Below are 15224 nucleotides of genomic sequence, written 5' to 3'. Positions count from 1 at the left end.
GGGTGCCTGGTCAGCCGGTCACCCGCGCCAGCAGCGCCGCCAGGGCCGGGTTCTGGTGGCCGGTGCGCCACACGCAGTGCAGCTTCACCGTGCCCTCCTCGATGTCGGTCACGTCGAGGAAGGCCAGGTTCTCCAGTCGCAGCGCGGACGCCGAGCGCGGCACCAGGGCCACCCCCAGGCCGGCGTTGACCACCGACAGCAGGGTGTGCACCTGGCTGATGTGCTGGACGTACCGGGGGGCGACGCCGGCCTGGTGGAACGCGGCGACCACCAGCTCGTAGAAGTACCACGCCTCCGAGGGCGAGTAGGTGACCACGTCGTGTTCGGCGACGTCGGCGAGCCGGGGCGGGCGGCCGAGCCGGGTCAGCGGGTGGTCGCGGGGCGCCGCCAGCACCAGCGACTCGGTGTGAACCAGCCGGGAGGCGAGCAGCTCGCTGCGCGGCACCTCGCGGACCAGCCCCACCTCCAGCTCGCCGGCGAGGATCGCGTCGAGCTGGACCCGGGTGACCATCTCGGAGAGCACCAGGTCCACGCCGGGCAGGTGTTCGGCCGCGGTGGCGATCCAGCGCCCGAGCACGGTCAGCGCCGACACGGCGGTGAAGCCGATCCGGATCGACCCGGCGGTGCCGTCGGCGACCCGGCGCGCGGTCAGCGGCGCGGTGGCGGCCAGGGTGAGCAGCCGCCGGGCCTCGTCGAGGAAGACCCGGCCAGCGGGGGTGAGGGTGACGCCGGTGGACGTCCGCTCGAACAGCAGCAGCCCGGTGGCGCGCTCCAGCCGCTGGATCTGGCGGCTCAGCGGCGGCTGGGTCATCCGCAGCCGGGCGGCCGCCCGCCCGACGTGGCCTTCCTCGGCGACCGCCACGAAGCCCCGGAGCTGATCGAGGGTGAACATGGCACCTCCAGCGATGATGCCGGGAAGGTATCAGCCAATGCCCAACTCGTGTTGGACCGGTATCACCCGAGGTGCTTAACCTCCTGGTCACCTACCCGAAACAGGAGTCCAGCGAGATGACGCGACACACGCCGGAAGAGCTTCAGCGCGTGCTGGGGAGCGGATTGCTGTCCTTCCCCGTCACCCACTTCACCCCCGAGCTGGAGTTCGACGAGGCCGCGTACCGGGAGAACCTGAGCTGGCTCGCCTCGTACCCGGCGGCGGGGCTGTTCGCCGCGGGCGGCACCGGGGAGTTCTTCTCCCTGACCCCGGACGAGATCGCCCGGGTGGTGCGGGCGGCGGTGGCGGCAAGCGGCGGCACGACGCCGATCATCGCGCCGGCCGGCTTCGGCACCGCCCAGGCGGTCGACCTGGCCCGCGACGCCGAGCGGGCCGGCGCCGACGGCATCCTGCTCTTCCCGCCGTACCTGACCGAGTCGAGCCAGGACGGCCTCGCCGCCCACGTCCGGGCGGTCTGTGCGGCCACCTCGCTGGGCGTGGTGGTCTACCACCGGGCCAACGGCCGGTTCACCGTGCCGACGATGGAGCAGCTGGTGGCGACCTGCCCCAACCTGATCGGCTTCAAGGACGGCGTCGGCGACATCGAGCTGATGACCCGGCTGTACGCCACGATCGGCGACCGGCTGCTCTACATCGGCGGCCTGCCCACCGCGGAGACGTTCGCCCTGCCCTACCTGGAGCTGGGCGTCACCACCTACTCGTCCGCGATCTTCAACTTCGCCCCCACCTTCGCGCTGGAGTTCTACGCCGCCGTGCGGGCCCAGGACCGGGCCGGCGTCTACACCCGGCTCAACGAGTTCGTGCTGCCGTACCTGGAGATCAGGAACCGCAAGGCCGGCTACGCGGTCTCGATCATCAAGGCCGGGATGCGGATCGTCGGCCGCCCCGCCGGCCCGGTCCGGCCACCGCTGACCGACCTCACCGCCGACGAGCAGGGCGCGCTGGCCACCCTCATCGAGAAGCTGGGCTGACCGCCATGACCACCACCGAGACCACGCCGCTCACCGGCGCTATGCTGATCGGTTCCGCCGAGGTCCACGGCAACGAGGGCGAGGTCCGGGCCGTCGACCCGCGTAGCGGGCGGACGCTGGAACCGGCGTACGGCCTGGGCGGCGCCGCCGAGGTCGACCGCGCCGCCGAACTCGCCTGGACCGCGTTCGACGGCTACCGGCACGCCGACCTGGCGACCCGGGCCGCGTTCCTGGAGAGCATCGCCGCCAACCTCGAGGCGCTCGGCGACACCCTGATCGAGCGGGTGGTGGCCGAGACCGGCATCCCGGCGGCCCGGGTGCTCGCCGAACGAGCCCGTACCTGCAACCAGCTCCGGCTCTTCGCCTCGGTCGTCCGCGACGGCGACTGGCTCAACGTCCGGATCGATCCCGCCCAGCCCGACCGGGTCCCGCTGCCCCGACCGGACCTGCGGCAGCGTCGCGTCCCGCTCGGCCCGGTCGCGGTCTTCGGCGCGAGCAACTTCCCGCTGGCCTTCTCCGTCGCCGGCGGCGACACCGCCTCGGCGCTGGCCGCCGGCGCCCCCGTGGTGGTGAAGGCGCACGAGGCCCACCCCGGCACGTCCGAGCTGGCCGGCCGGGCCGTCCAGGCCGCGGTACGCGAGCACGGTCTGCCCGAGGGCACCTTCTCCCTGCTGTACGGCGACGGCCCGGGGCTGGGCGCCGCCCTGGTCCGTCACCCCCGGATCCGGGCGGTCGGGTTCACCGGCTCCCGCGCCGCCGGGCTGGCCCTGGTCGCCGCAGCCGCCGCCCGCCCGGAACCCATCCCGGTGTACGCCGAGATGTCCAGCGTCAACCCGGTGTTCGTGCTGCCCGGCGCGTTGGCCGAGCGCGGCGCCGAGCTGGGCGCCGCCCTGATCGGCTCGGTGACCGTCGGCGTCGGCCAGCTCTGCACCAGCCCCGGCCTGGTCTTCCTGCCCGACGGCGACGGGTTCGACGAGTTCGTGGCGGCCGCCGCCGAGGCGGTCCGGGGCGTCCCGGCGGCGCCGATGCTGACCGCCGGCATCCACGCCGCGTACGACCGGGGCGTGGACCGGCTGGCCGCGCTCGACGGGGTACGCGCCGTGGCCCGGGGCGCCGCGGACGCGGGCATCGCCTGCGCCGGCCGGCCCGGACTGCTGGTCACCGACGGCGCGACGTTCCTGGCCGAGCCGGCGCTGCGCGAGGAGGTCTTCGGCGCGGTGACCGTGGTGGTCCGGGTGACCGGCGACGACCAGCTGCGGGAGATCGTCGACCGGCTCGACGGGCAGCTCACCGCCACCGTGCACGCGGCCCCCGCCGACCACCCGCAGGCCCGCCGGCTGCTCGCCGAGCTGGAGCTCAAAGCCGGCCGGGTGCTGATCAACGGCTGGCCCACCGGGGTCGAGGTGGGGCACGCCGTGGTCCACGGCGGCCCCTTCCCGGCCACCTCCGACCCGCGGAGCACCTCGGTCGGCACCCTGGCGATCGACCGTTTCCTGCGTCCGGTGAGCTACCAGAACGTGCCGGCCGACCTGCTGCCCGCCGAACTCGCCGACGACAATCCGCTGGGGCTGTGGCGACGCGTCGACGGCCATCCGGGACGGGACTGAGCCATGACCAGTCAACTTGCCGAGGCGCCCACCGTGACCCCGCCCCGCACCCCCGTGGTGACCGGGATGCGGGTCGTGCCGGTCGCCGGGCACGACTCCATGCTGCTGAACCTCAGCGGCGCGCACGCCCCCTTCTTCACCCGCAACCTGGTGCTCCTCACCGACAGCGAGGGACGGCTCGGCGTCGGCGAGGTGCCCGGCGGCCCGGCCATCACGCAGACCCTCTCCGACGCCCGGGACCTGGTGCTCGGCCGGCCCGTCGGCCAGCACCACGGCGTGCTGGCCGCCGTCCGGGCACGCTTCGCCGACCGCGACGCCGGCGGCCGGGGCGCGCAGACGTACGACCTGCGAACCACCGTGCACGTGGTGACCGCGCTGGAGGCGGCGCTGCTGGACCTGCTCGGCCAGCACCTGGAGGTGCCGGTGGCCGCCCTGCTCGGCGACGGCCAGCAGCGCAGCAGCGTGCCCACCCTCGGGTACCTGTTCTTCGTCGGCGACCGCAACCGGACCGACCTGCCGTACCGGAGCGAGCCGGACGCGGCCGACGACTGGCTGCGGCTGCGGCACGAGGAGGCGCTGACTCCGGAGGCCGTCGTCGCCCTGGCCGAGGCGGCCCGGGCCCGCTACGGCTTCCGCGACTTCAAACTCAAGGGCGGGGTGCTGCCCGGCCCGGTCGAGGCCGAGGCGGTGCGGGCGCTGGCCGGGCGATTCCCGGACGCCCGGATCACGCTCGACCCCAACGGCGGCTGGCTGCTCCGGGACGCCGTCGCGCTCTGCCGCGAGCTGCGCGACGTGCTCGCGTACGCCGAGGACCCGTGCGGCGCCGAGGGGGTCTTCTCGGCCCGCGAGGTGCTGGCCGAGTTCCGCCGGGCCACCGGCCTGCGTACGGCCACCAACATGGTCGCCACCGACTGGCGGGAGCTGGGCCACGCGATCCGCGCCGACGCGGTCGACATCCCGCTGGCCGACCCGCACTTCTGGACCATGGCCGGCTCGGTGCGCGTCGCCCAGCTGTGCGACGCCTGGGGGCTGACCTGGGGCTCGCACTCCAACAACCACTTCGACGTGTCGCTGGCGATGTTCACCCACGTCGCGGCCGCCGCGCCCGGCGAGATCACCGCCATCGACACCCACTGGATCTGGCAGGACGGCCAGCGGCTCACGAAGAACCCGCTGACCATCGCCGACGGCGCCATCGCGGTCCCCACCGCGCCGGGCCTCGGCGTCGAGCTCGACCTGGACCGGGTCGAGGCGGCCCACCAGCTCTACCTGGAACACGGCCTCGGCGCCCGCGACGACGCCGAGGCGATGCGCTACCTCATCCCCGACTGGACGTTCCACCCCAAACGTCCGTGCCTGGTCCGGGGCTGACCCCCACCACCCCCACACACGCACGAGGAGTCGTCATGAGATCCCCCCTCCCGTCCCCGTCCCGCCGCCGGCTGCTGGCCGGCCTCGCCGCGCTCGCCGTGCTGCCGGTCGCCGCCTGCTCCGGCGTGCAGGGCGGCAAGGACGCCGCGGGCGGCAACTACCCGACCCGCGCGGTCCAGTTCACCGTGCCGTTCGCCCCGGGCGGCAGCGGCGACCTGATCAGCCGGGCCATCGGCAAGGCCGCCGAGAAGCCGCTCGGACAGTCGGTCGTCGTCACCAACAAGCCGGGCGCCAACGGCGCCGTCGGCGGCAAGGAGGTGCTGGCGTCCGCGCCGGACGGCTACAACATCGCCCTGCTGGTGAAGTCGCTCTTCGCGATTACCCCGCTGGCCGTGCAGGACCCCACCGCCATCCAGCCGGACAAGATGACCATCCTCACCACGCTCACCCAGGAGGACTACGTCCTCGTGGTCAACGCGGCCTCGCCGTACCAGACGCTGGAGGACCTGCTCAAGGCCCCGTCCCTCCGGTACGCCACCACCGGCGTGGGCACCGGCGCCCAGCTCTCCCAGGCCCTGCTGTTCAAGGCGGCCAACGTCAAGGCCACCGACGTGCCCTTCGACGGGGGCGCGCCGGCCGCGACCGCCCTGCTCGGCAAGCAGGTGGACGTTCTCTCCGGCTCCCTCGCCGAGACCATGCCGCAGATCAAGGCCGGCAAGTTCCGCCCGCTCGCGATCTTCTCCGAGAAGCGCAGCAGCTACCTGCCCGACGTGCCGACCGCCCCGGAGAAGGGCTTCGACGTGGTGGTCGACCAGCGCCGCTTCATCGTCGCGCCCACCGGCCTGCCGGACGCGGTCGCCAAGAAGCTGACCGACTCCTTCGCCGAGGCACGCAAGGACGCCGCGTACGACAAGTTCCTCAAGGACAACTACATGGAGCGCTGGGAGGTTTCCGACCAGGAGGCGCGCCAGCACCTGACCGACGCCGCCAAGGAGTACGCCGACCTGAGCAAGAAGTTCGGCCTCACCTTCGGATCCGGGAAATGACGGTGAGCGACACCCGACCGGCCGCCCGGGCCGACGCCGTACCGCCCGAGACGCCGGGCGGGTCGGCCGCCGTGCCGCAGGAGGCCGCGGAGCCCGCGACCGCGCCGCCCGGGGAGGAGATCTCCCCGGGCGGCCCGGTCCTCGCCACCGTGGCGGGCGCGGTGCCAGTGCTGCTCGGGCTGGCCACCCTCTGGCTGGCCCACGGGCTGGGGCTCGGCACGCTGACCGAGCCCGGCCCAGGCCTGTGGCCGACGATCGTCGCGGTGCTGCTGCTGGTCAGCGGGGTGGCCCTGGTGCTGCGCGCCCGCGGGACGACGGACACCGAGGCCTTCACCCGGGGCACCGGCGTGGTGCTCGTCGGCGCCGCCAGTCTCGCCCTCTACGCGTTCCTGTTCGAGCTCGTCGGCTTCGAGATCCCCACCGTGCTGGTGCTGGTGCTCTGGCTGCGGTTCTTCGGGCGCGAGGGATGGCGCACCACCGCGCTGGTGTCGGTGCTCACGACGGCCGCCCTGTACGGGCTCTTCATCACCGCGCTCGGGGTGCCGCTGCCCCACCTGATCGTCATCTGACCCTCCGCCAGAGAGGAGATCCACCATGGACCTGACCCCCGTGCTGTCCGGGTTCGCGGTGGTGTTCGAACCGCAGAACCTGCTCTACTGCCTGCTCGGCGTGACGCTGGGCATGCTGGTGGGGGTGCTGCCCGGGCTGGGACCCGCGGCCACCATCGCCATCCTGCTGCCGGTCACGTACGGCATCGAGCCCGCCGCGGCGGTCATCCTCCTGGCCGGCATCTTCTACGGCGCCCAGTACGGCGGCACCATCACCTCGGTGCTGCTCCGGCTGCCCGGCGAGGCGTCGACCGTGGTCTCCGCGCTCGACGGCTACCAGATGGCCCGCAAGGGCCGGGCCGGTTCGGCGCTGGGCATCGCCGCGATCGGCTCGTTCATCGGCGGCACCGCCTCGATCATCCTGCTCACCCTCATCGCGCCGCTGGTCGCCGACTTCGCCCTGCAGTTCGGACCGGCCGAGTACACCCTGCTGGCGCTGATCGGCATCTTCATGGTCGCCACCCTCGGCAGCGGCTCCCTGGTCAAGAGCGTGGCCGCCGCCGGCGTCGGCCTGCTGCTGGCCACCGTGGGCCTGGACCCGATGGTGGGCACCCCCCGCTTCACCTTCGGCAGCGACCAGCTCGCCGACGGCATCGACTTCGTCATCGTCGCCATGGGGCTGTTCGGGGTGGGGGAGATCCTCTACAACCTGGAACACCGGCTGCGACCCCAACCGGCCGTGCTGTCCTTCGGGCGAGCGATCCCGACCCGGCCGGAGTGGCTGCGGTCCCGGCTGGCCGTGCTGCGCGGCTCCGTGGTCGGCTTCGTCCTCGGGGTGCTCCCCGGCGGGGGCGCCACCATGTCCTCGCTGGTCGCATACGCCGTGGAGAAGCGGGCGGCGAAGGACCCGTCCCGGTTCGGCAAGGGCGCCATCGAGGGCGTCGCCGGCCCGGAGAGCGCCAACAACGCCGCCGCGACCTCGTCCTTCATCCCGCTGCTGACCCTCGGCGTACCGGCGAACGCGACCATGGCGGTGCTCTTCGGCGCGCTGCTGCTGCAGGGCATCCCGCCCGGGCCGCAGCTCATCACCGAGCACCCGGACGTGTTCTGGGGCGTGGTCAACTCCATGTACGTGGGGAACATCTTCCTGCTGCTGCTGAGCATCCCGCTGATCGGCGTCTTCGTCCGCCTGCTGCGGGTACGGGCCGGTATCCTGGCCCCGCTCACCGTGCTGATCACCATGGTCGGTGTCTACAGCATCCGGAACAACGTCTTCGACATGTTCCTCGTGGTCGCGCTCGGCCTGGTCGGCTACGGGATGAAGAAGCTCGGTTTCGAGCCCGGCCCGTTCGTGCTGGCGTTCGTCCTCGGCGAGCTGCTCGAGTCGTCGTTCCGCCGATCGATGCGCCTCTTCGAGGGCGACTTCACCGGCTTCGTCCAGCGTCCCGTCTCGGCGGCGCTGGTCGCCCTGCTGGTGCTGACCGTGGTCGTCGTACCGGCGCTGCGGGCCGTCCGCGGCCGGCAGGCCGCCCAGGTCGAGCACCAGGTGACCACCCCGACCCCCGACGGCGGCCTCGCCGTCGCCGCCACCCGAACCGAGGAGTGATGGTGACCTCTCCCGCCGCGGCGCACCCGGCCGCCGCTTCGTCCCCTGCCGCCTCCGGCGACCGCATCGCCTGGGTCGGCCTGCGCCTGGTGTACCTGCCGCTGCGCACCCCGATCAGCGACGCCAAGGTGCTCACCGGCCGGCAGAAGCCGCTGACCGAGGTGGCGTTCCTCTTCGCCGACGTGGTCACCGCCGACGGCCACCACGGCCTGGGCTTCAGCTACTCGAAGCGGGCCGGCGGCCGGGGCCTGTTCGCCCACGCCGCCGAGGTGGCACCGGAGCTTGTCGGCGAGGACCCCAACGACATCGCCCGGCTGTGGCAGAAGCTGGTCTGGGCCGGCGCCTCGGTCGGCCGCAGCGGCCTGGCCACCCAGGCGATCGCCGCGCTCGACATCGCCCTGTGGGACCTCAAGGCGAAGCGGGCCGGCCTGCCGCTGGCCAAGCTGCTCGGCGCCCACCGCGACTCGGTGCCCTGCTACAACACCTCCGGCGGCTTCCTGTCCAGCCCGCTGGAGGAGGTGCTGGACAACGCCCGGGCGCTGGTCGCCGGCGGCATCGGCGGCATCAAGATCAAGGTGGGGCAGCCGGACACCGCGGCCGACCTCAAGCGGGTTACCGCGGTCCGGGAGACGCTCGGCGACCGGTTCCCCCTCATGATCGACGCCAACCAGCAGTGGGACCGGCGCACCGCCCAGCGGTTCGGCCGGGCCATGGAACCGCTGAACCTGGTCTGGATCGAGGAGCCGCTGGACGCGTACGACGTCGAGGGGCACGCCCGGCTGGCCGCCACCCTGGACACCCCCATCGCCACCGGGGAGATGCTGACCAGCCCGGCCGAGCACTGGCGGCTGATCGAGGCCGACGCGGTGGACTTCATCCAGCCGGACGCGCCCCGGGTCGGCGGCATCACCCAGTTCCTGCGGATCACCACCCTGGCCGACCACAAGGGACTGTCGATGGCCCCGCACTTCGCCATGGAGATCCACCTGCACCTGTCCGCCGCGTACCCGGGGGAGACCTGGGTGGAACACTTCGACTGGCTGGAGCCGCTCTTCAACGAGCGGCTGGAGCTGCGGGACGGCCGGATGGTCGTCCCCGACCGGCCCGGCCTCGGCGTCACGCTCAGCGAGCAGGCCGAGGCCTGGACGGTCGCCCGGACGGAGACCGGCGCGCGGCCCTGACCGGCCCGGCAGGCGGAGGAAGGCCCACGTGCAGGGTGTGCTGAACGGCTTCGCCGTCATCGTGGCCGTGATCGCCATCGGCTACCTGCTCGGGCGCGGCGGGGTGCTCGGCCCGGAGGCGGGCGGCGTGCTGTCCCGGGTCGCGTTCCTCGTCGCCACCCCGGCGCTGCTCTTCACCACGGTGGCCCGGGCCGACATCCACGCGGTCATCTCGTCCGTACTGGTCGTCACGGTGGTCAGCGCGACCGCCGTGGCGACCCTGTTCGTGCTGATCGCGAAGCTGTGGTGGCGCCGGCCGGTGGCCGAGACGACGATCGGCGCGCTCGCCTCGTCGTACGTCAACGCGGCCAACATCGGCATCCCGATCGCCGTGTACGTGCTGGGTGACGCCTCCTACGTGGCGCCGGTGCTGATGTTCCAGCTCGTGGTGATGGCGCCGCTGGCTTTCGTGGTCCTGGATAACGCGACCGGGCCACGGCGACGCTCGCTGCTCGCGACAGTCACCCAGCCGCTCGCCAACCCGATCACCATCGCCTGCGTCCTGGGCCTGGTGGTCAGCCTCACCGACTGGATGCCGCCGGAGCCGCTCATGCGGCCCGTCGAACTGGTCGCCGCGATGGCCGTGCCGGCCACCCTGCTCGCGTACGGCCTGTCGCTGCACGGCGCCCCGGTGCCCGGCTCCGGCGACACCGGGCCGGAGGTCCGGCTCGCGGTGGCGCTCAAGGCAGTGGCCCAGCCGGTGGTGGCCTACCTGGTCGCCCGGTTCGCGCTGGGCCTGCCGCACGTGCTCGTGCTGGCCTGCACGATCACCGCCGCGCTGCCCACCGCGCAGAACGTCTTCGTCTACGCGGCCCACTACGGGCGCGGCACGGTCCTGGCCCGGGACTCGGTCCTGCTGTCGACCGTGGCGGCGCTGCCCGTGCTGATCGGCGTGGCGGTGCTGGCCACCTGACCCGGGTGCCTCGCGGGAGGCCGGTCGGTCGGGACGGCAATCCGGGCCGCACGCCCGACAGTTCGGTCCGGGGCAGTGCTGGCAGGCGCGACCCGATACGCTCACCGCCGCCATACCGCTGCGGCCAGCAGTGGCTTGAACCCCTGCCCGTACGGTCGTTGTGAGGATCAGTGAACGTCTCCAGGGACACACCCCGCGGAGTGCTGCGGCCGGAGATCCAGGCGCTCCGGGCGCTCGCCGTGCTGCTGGTGCTGCTGTTCCATTTCTGGCCGCACCGGATTCCGGGCGGCTACGTCGGTGTCGACGTCTTCTTCGTCATCAGTGGTTTCCTCATCACCGCACACCTGGTGCGGGAGGTGCAGAAATCGGGCTCGGTCCGACTTGGTGCTTTCTGGGCCCGCCGCATCCGGCGTCTGCTGCCGGCTTCCCTGCTCGTGCTCGTCGCCACCGCAGCAGCCGTGTTCATCTGGGTGCCACAGCTCTACTGGCCGCAGATCCTCCGCGAGATCGCGGCAGCGACCGTCTATGCCGAAAACTGGCAGCTGGCGCACGACGCGGTGGACTACCTCGCCGCGGAGAACGTCCAGTCACCGGTGCAGCACTACTGGTCGCTCTCCGTGGAGGAGCAGTTCTATCTGGTCTGGCCCCTGTTGATCGTGATCGCGATCATGGTCGCCCGCCGGATCCGGCAGGCGGACCCGATCGGCGCGATCCGGGTCACGCTCGCCGTGATCGTCCTGGCATCCTTCGCCTACTCCGTCTACGAGACGTCGGCGAACGGCGCCGCCGCGTACTTCGTCACGCCCACCCGGGCCTGGGAGTTCGGGGCCGGAGCGCTGTTGGCGACGCTGCCGGCGTTCGGCGGGTTGTCCGGCGACCGCACCCGGGCGGCCGTCTCCTGGCTGGGACTGCTCATGATCGGCGTGGCGGCGTTCGCCCTCGACGCCGCCACCACCCCGTTCCCGGGCTACGCGGCGGCGCTGCCGGTCGTCGGCACACTCTGCGCCATCTGGGCGGGCGCTCCCGCACTGCGGTGGTCGCCGCTGGGGTTGATGAAGTCAGCGCCGGTGCAGAAGCTCGGCGACTGGTCCTACTCCGTCTACCTCTGGCACTGGCCGCCTATTGTGATCTTCGCGCTGGCAACCGGCGACAAGATGACCTGGCCGGTGAAGTTCGTCGCCATCGCCGGTGTCGTGGCGCTGGCCGCGCTGACCAAGCGCTTCGTCGAAGACCCGGTACGGTTCCGCGCGTTCGCCAGCGGGCGCCGACTCTGGCCGCAGTACGGCGCCGCCGCGGTCTCGATGGTGATGGTCCTGTCCGTCGTCTTCGTCGGCAACCAGCTGCTCGAGCAGAGCAGCCGGGCCAACAACTCGCGCCTCGATCAGCTCCTGGCCGGCGGGACACCCTGCCTGGGGGCGGAGGCCATGCTCGCGGCTGAACGTTGTGCCGACGGCCCCCTCGGCTCGCAGCTGTATCCCGAGATGTCGACGCTCACCAAGGACACCGGCTCCGCGTACCGGTGCTACGACCAGAAGCCGGCGGCCGACCTCTCGTCGTGTCGCATCGGCTCCCAGCGGCCGGACGCGACCAAGGTCGCCCTCGTCGGCGACTCGCACGCCGCGATGCTCATCCCGGCGATCGAGGGTCACCTCGAAGCCCACAACTGGACTGTCGACACCTATGTCGCCCGTGGGTGCATCTGGGCGAAGGTGGACGCCGCCGACCAGGCCGACCCGTGCTACGCGCGGCGGCACGCCATGGCGCAGCGGCTGGGGACCGGCCCGAAGTACGACCTTGTCATCATCACCGGGAGGCGGAGCGCCAGCGGCGATCGACCGACCGCGGACGGGCAGATCCGCGGGTACCTCGACGCGTGGCAGCCGGTGCTGGAGCGGGGGACCAGGATCGTCGTGGTGGCGGACAATCCGGGGCTCGGCGAGGACGACATGAGCTGTCTCGTCGACGACGCGGCGAACGGCGGGGATCCGACCCGGTGCGCCGTCGACCGCAAGGCCGGGCTCGGCACCCGCGACGCTCTTGCGGACGCCGCGCGGCGGACCGACGGCAAGGTCCGCGTCGTCGACCTCACCGACCTGTTCTGCACCGAGACCGAGTGCCCGTTGGTGATCGGTAACGTCATCGTCTACCGGGACAGTCACCACATCACCGCGACCTATGCGCGTACCCTGGGCCCGCACCTGGTCGAGCGGATCACCGGTGCCCTCGCGTCGTAACCCCTCACTGCCGTCCCTGCTGGGACCCGGCGCCGTAAGGAATGGTGATCACCGATGACCCCGCCCCTGTTCATCTCGTGGAAGCGCTATCAGCGGCGCTCGGACGTGCTCGCCGAGGCGCTCGGTGCGGAGATGGTGTGGCGGCCGCACCGGGCGAAGGGCAAGCTGTTGCGGCCCGGTGACTACCTCGCGCACGCCCGGCAGGACCTGGCCCGGATCCGGGCCGAGCGACCGCGGTACGTCATCGCTCAGACCCAGCCCCACTTCACCGCGCTCGCGCCTCACCTGGCCGGCGTGCCGTACGTCGTCGACGCGCACAACGGTCAGTTCCAGTCCTGGTGGCGGCGGGTTCCCGGCACCGAGCAGGTGCTTCGCGGGGCGCGCCTGGTGCTGACCCACAACCGGGAGGCGGATCGGATCGCTCGCGCCGCCTTCCCGGGGCTGCGGACGCTGGTGGTGCATGATCCGCTCCGGGAGATCCCCCCGGCGTCGCCCCGTGACTGGGTCTTCATCGTCGCGACGGCCGCGCCGGACGAGCCGATGGACGTCCTCATCGACGCCATCGAGGCGCTGCCGGACGTCGGCTTCGCCACCACCGCTCCCCTGCACAAGCTTCCCGAGCCGTTGCGCGAGCGGGCGGCGCGGCTGCCCAACCTGCGGACGCTGGGCTTCCTCGACCTCCCGGACTACGAGGCGGCGTTGGCCGGATCCCGCGCCGTCGTCGTCCTCACCGACCGGGAGGGGTGTCAGCCGAGCGGGGCCTGCGAGGCGCTCAGCGCAGGTCGGCCGCTGGTCCTGTCCCGGACCAGCACCACCGAGGAGCTGTTCGGCAGCTTCGCCACGCTGGTGCCGAACGAGTCGGTGGCGCTGGCTGCTGGTATCCGTGAGGCGCTGGATGAGGATCCGACCAGGGCGGCGCGGATCGCGGCGGCCCAGACCGCCTGGACGGCCCGAACGGCGGCCGAACTGGCGGAGCTGGCGTCGGCCCTGCCGGCGGAGGTGGCACCGTGACGATGGCTGGCGGGCTCGCCCTCCTCGGCGCTGCCGAGTTCTGGCGGTAGTGCTTGAGGCGCGCGGCTCCCGCGCGCCCGGCTGGGTCAGTCCATCGGCTGCCCCGGACCGTCTGACTGGCCGCCCGGCCAGCTTGCGTGAAAGGGGGAGAAATTGCCACCAGTCGGGTTGATCGCCGTTGGTTCGCAGCCGACGGAGGCGATCTCTGATGGTCGTGTCCTTCCCGTATAGTGCCCGAGAATGTAGCGCGGAGGAGATCGCAAGATGGACATATGCCTCGAAATGTGGTGGCCATCCGGACGATGGGAAGTGGCTGGCGTCTGATGGGTAACACCGCGTTCTCCGCCACCGCCGGGCACCGTTCTTCGGATGGTGTCCCGGCCGGGCGTTCTTCTTGGTCTACGGCCACCCAGATCATGGTCGTGCTCGCCATGGCGGTGATTGGCGTAAAGCCATTCATCGACGTATTCGGCGCGAAGGTCCCCGAGGATACCGTGGACGCCGGCATGGTGGCGACGGTGATCGGTGCCCTTCTCATGGCAGGCGCCTTTGTCGCCGTGGCGGTGATGTCCAAGCGGCTGCCGAGAGGTCTGACACCCGCACTCGCCGCGCTGCTGCTCATCGGCCTGTTCTCGGTAATCGACCTGCTGGCCGTCTCGGCCCGGGACGACTTCCTTCAGATCTTCACCACGACCCACGTACGCGAAATCTTCGGGCCGTACATTCGGCCAGAAGGTGGGATCATCACGGCGGCTGCTCAGCTGGCGGTCGGGTTCGCTCCGGTCGCGTTGTTGGCGGTCATGCTCGTCAAGCCGGAATGGTTCTCCCTCGATCGGCTTCGTTGGGTCCTTCTCCTCGTGGTCATCGGCACCGTCGTGCATTGTGTGATCGCCTGGCTGCAGGTCGCCGGCGTCGTGGACTACACCTACTTCTTCAACGAGCCGACCGGAAGAGTCGGGCGTGCATCCGGCGGCTACTTCCATCCGGCGTCGCTCGGTCGCCTTTTGATCTTCGCGGTGTTCATTCTCTACGCCGCCGGTGACCGGCTCCGGCTCAGCCCGCTGGCCCGTTACGCCGTGCTCGCCCTGCTGGTAGCCACCTCGGTCGTCAGCACCCACCGGATAACCATTGTCTGCGTGCTGTTCGTGATAGTGGCGTTCGAGATGCGCCGGCTCCCTGAGCTCACTCGACAGATATCCAATCTGCCGTTCCGTACCGCCGTCTGGGGGGCCGTCGTTCTCGTCGCGCTGGTGATCGTGTCGGCGATCCGCTGGGGGGCGTACCTGCTCGACCGCGCGCTGTTCGTCCTCACCCGGGTCGGCTCGCTCAACCCGGCAAACGACGAGTTCCTGCACGGCCGCGGGCAGATCTGGTTCCGGGTAGCGGAGGTGTGGCAGGACGCGACCCCGGACATCTGGCTCATCGGACTGGGCTACGAACCGTGGAACACGCACCTGGACCCGTTGCGGGTCTTCGTGGTCTGGGGATTCCTCGGGATCGTTCTCATGGCGGTGGTCTTCGTCAACCTCTGGCGGCTGACGAGACGTCTTGTCGGGGTCGAGGCGAGGTGGATGCTGACGGTCCTTTTCGCGCTGGTGGCCGTCAACGCCCTGACCCAGAAGCCGACCTCCTACTCGTACTTCATGTGGTTGTTCTTCCTCTGCCTCATGCTGATAGTCGCGTCCTTCCCCCGCGTGACGGTGCCGGGCGCCATGGCGACGGAGGCCAGCGGTGAACGCAAATGA

Annotated in this window: 12 protein-coding genes; 11 read left to right on the top strand and 1 reads right to left on the bottom strand. The window is 71.7% G+C overall.

The window, feature by feature from the left end:
* Positions 1-10: 10 nt before the first annotated feature.
* The gene (locus ABZ783_RS02725; protein ID WP_357434038.1) at positions 11-892 is read right to left on the bottom strand and encodes a LysR family transcriptional regulator; all 882 of its coding nucleotides are present in this window, start codon (positions 890-892) and stop codon (positions 11-13) included.
* A gap of 116 nt (positions 893-1008) precedes the next feature.
* On the opposite strand from ABZ783_RS02725, the gene kdgD reads away from it, so the two are divergent.
* The 11 genes from kdgD to ABZ783_RS02670 all read left to right on the top strand — a co-directional run bounded on the left by kdgD (position 1009) and on the right by ABZ783_RS02670 (position 15224).
* The gene (kdgD, locus tag ABZ783_RS02720; RefSeq protein WP_357434036.1) at positions 1009-1923 is read left to right on the top strand and encodes a 5-dehydro-4-deoxyglucarate dehydratase; all 915 of its coding nucleotides are present in this window, start codon (positions 1009-1011) and stop codon (positions 1921-1923) included.
* 5 nt (positions 1924-1928) lie between these two features.
* A complete protein-coding gene (locus ABZ783_RS02715; protein ID WP_357434034.1) occupies positions 1929-3530 on the top strand; it encodes an aldehyde dehydrogenase (NADP(+)) in 1602 nt (533 codons plus the stop codon).
* 3 nt (positions 3531-3533) lie between these two features.
* Positions 3534-4901, top strand: a complete 1368-nt coding sequence (gene gudD, locus ABZ783_RS02710) for a glucarate dehydratase (RefSeq protein WP_357434032.1) — start codon at positions 3534-3536, stop codon at positions 4899-4901.
* A gap of 35 nt (positions 4902-4936) precedes the next feature.
* On the top strand, positions 4937-5947 hold the full coding sequence (locus ABZ783_RS02705) for a tripartite tricarboxylate transporter substrate binding protein (protein WP_357434030.1): 1011 nt from the start codon (positions 4937-4939) through the stop codon (positions 5945-5947).
* A gap of 2 nt (positions 5948-5949) precedes the next feature.
* On the top strand, positions 5950-6516 hold the full coding sequence (locus ABZ783_RS02700) for a tripartite tricarboxylate transporter TctB family protein (RefSeq protein WP_357434028.1): 567 nt from the start codon (positions 5950-5952) through the stop codon (positions 6514-6516).
* Positions 6517-6541: 25 nt separating this feature from the next.
* Positions 6542-8101: a tripartite tricarboxylate transporter permease gene (locus tag ABZ783_RS02695; RefSeq protein WP_357434026.1), complete on the top strand. Its 1560-nt coding sequence runs from the start codon at positions 6542-6544 to the stop codon at positions 8099-8101.
* A 2-nt stretch (positions 8102-8103) separates the two neighbouring features.
* Positions 8104-9282 carry a mandelate racemase/muconate lactonizing enzyme family protein gene (locus ABZ783_RS02690; protein WP_357434023.1) on the top strand — a complete coding sequence of 393 codons (1179 nt, stop codon included), beginning with the start codon at positions 8104-8106 and terminating at the stop codon, positions 9280-9282.
* Between the two features lie 28 nt (positions 9283-9310).
* Positions 9311-10234 carry an AEC family transporter gene (locus ABZ783_RS02685; RefSeq protein ID WP_357434021.1) on the top strand — a complete coding sequence of 308 codons (924 nt, stop codon included), beginning with the start codon at positions 9311-9313 and terminating at the stop codon, positions 10232-10234.
* A 170-nt stretch (positions 10235-10404) separates the two neighbouring features.
* Positions 10405-12468 (top strand): acyltransferase family protein, encoded by a 2064-nt coding sequence (locus ABZ783_RS02680; protein WP_357434019.1) that lies wholly within the window; start codon positions 10405-10407, stop codon positions 12466-12468.
* Between the two features lie 54 nt (positions 12469-12522).
* Positions 12523-13479, top strand: coding sequence for a glycosyltransferase (locus ABZ783_RS02675; RefSeq protein WP_357434017.1), 957 nt, complete (start codon positions 12523-12525; stop codon positions 13477-13479).
* A gap of 323 nt (positions 13480-13802) precedes the next feature.
* Positions 13803-15224: a hypothetical protein gene (locus ABZ783_RS02670; RefSeq protein WP_357434015.1), complete on the top strand. Its 1422-nt coding sequence runs from the start codon at positions 13803-13805 to the stop codon at positions 15222-15224.

Source organism: Micromonospora sp. NPDC047738, assembly GCF_040642675.1.
Classification (GTDB): domain Bacteria; phylum Actinomycetota; class Actinomycetes; order Mycobacteriales; family Micromonosporaceae; genus Micromonospora.
This window is presented reverse-complemented; position numbering and strand designations above follow the sequence as displayed.

Excerpts from the sequence above, each read along its gene's own strand:
- ABZ783_RS02715 (WP_357434034.1), top strand. The coding sequence starts at position 1,929 with ATGACCACCACCGAGACCACGCCGCTCACCGGCGCTATGCTGATCGGT.
- gudD (WP_357434032.1), top strand. The coding sequence starts at position 3,534 with ATGACCAGTCAACTTGCCGAGGCGCCCACCGTGACCCCGCCCCGCACC.
- kdgD (WP_357434036.1), top strand. The coding sequence starts at position 1,009 with ATGACGCGACACACGCCGGAAGAGCTTCAGCGCGTGCTGGGGAGCGGA.
- ABZ783_RS02725 (WP_357434038.1), bottom strand. The coding sequence starts at position 892 with ATGTTCACCCTCGATCAGCTCCGGGGCTTCGTGGCGGTCGCCGAGGAA.
- ABZ783_RS02675 (WP_357434017.1), top strand. The coding sequence starts at position 12,523 with ATGACCCCGCCCCTGTTCATCTCGTGGAAGCGCTATCAGCGGCGCTCG.
- ABZ783_RS02670 (WP_357434015.1), top strand. The coding sequence starts at position 13,803 with ATGGGTAACACCGCGTTCTCCGCCACCGCCGGGCACCGTTCTTCGGAT.
- ABZ783_RS02695 (WP_357434026.1), top strand. The coding sequence starts at position 6,542 with ATGGACCTGACCCCCGTGCTGTCCGGGTTCGCGGTGGTGTTCGAACCG.
- ABZ783_RS02705 (WP_357434030.1), top strand. The coding sequence starts at position 4,937 with ATGAGATCCCCCCTCCCGTCCCCGTCCCGCCGCCGGCTGCTGGCCGGC.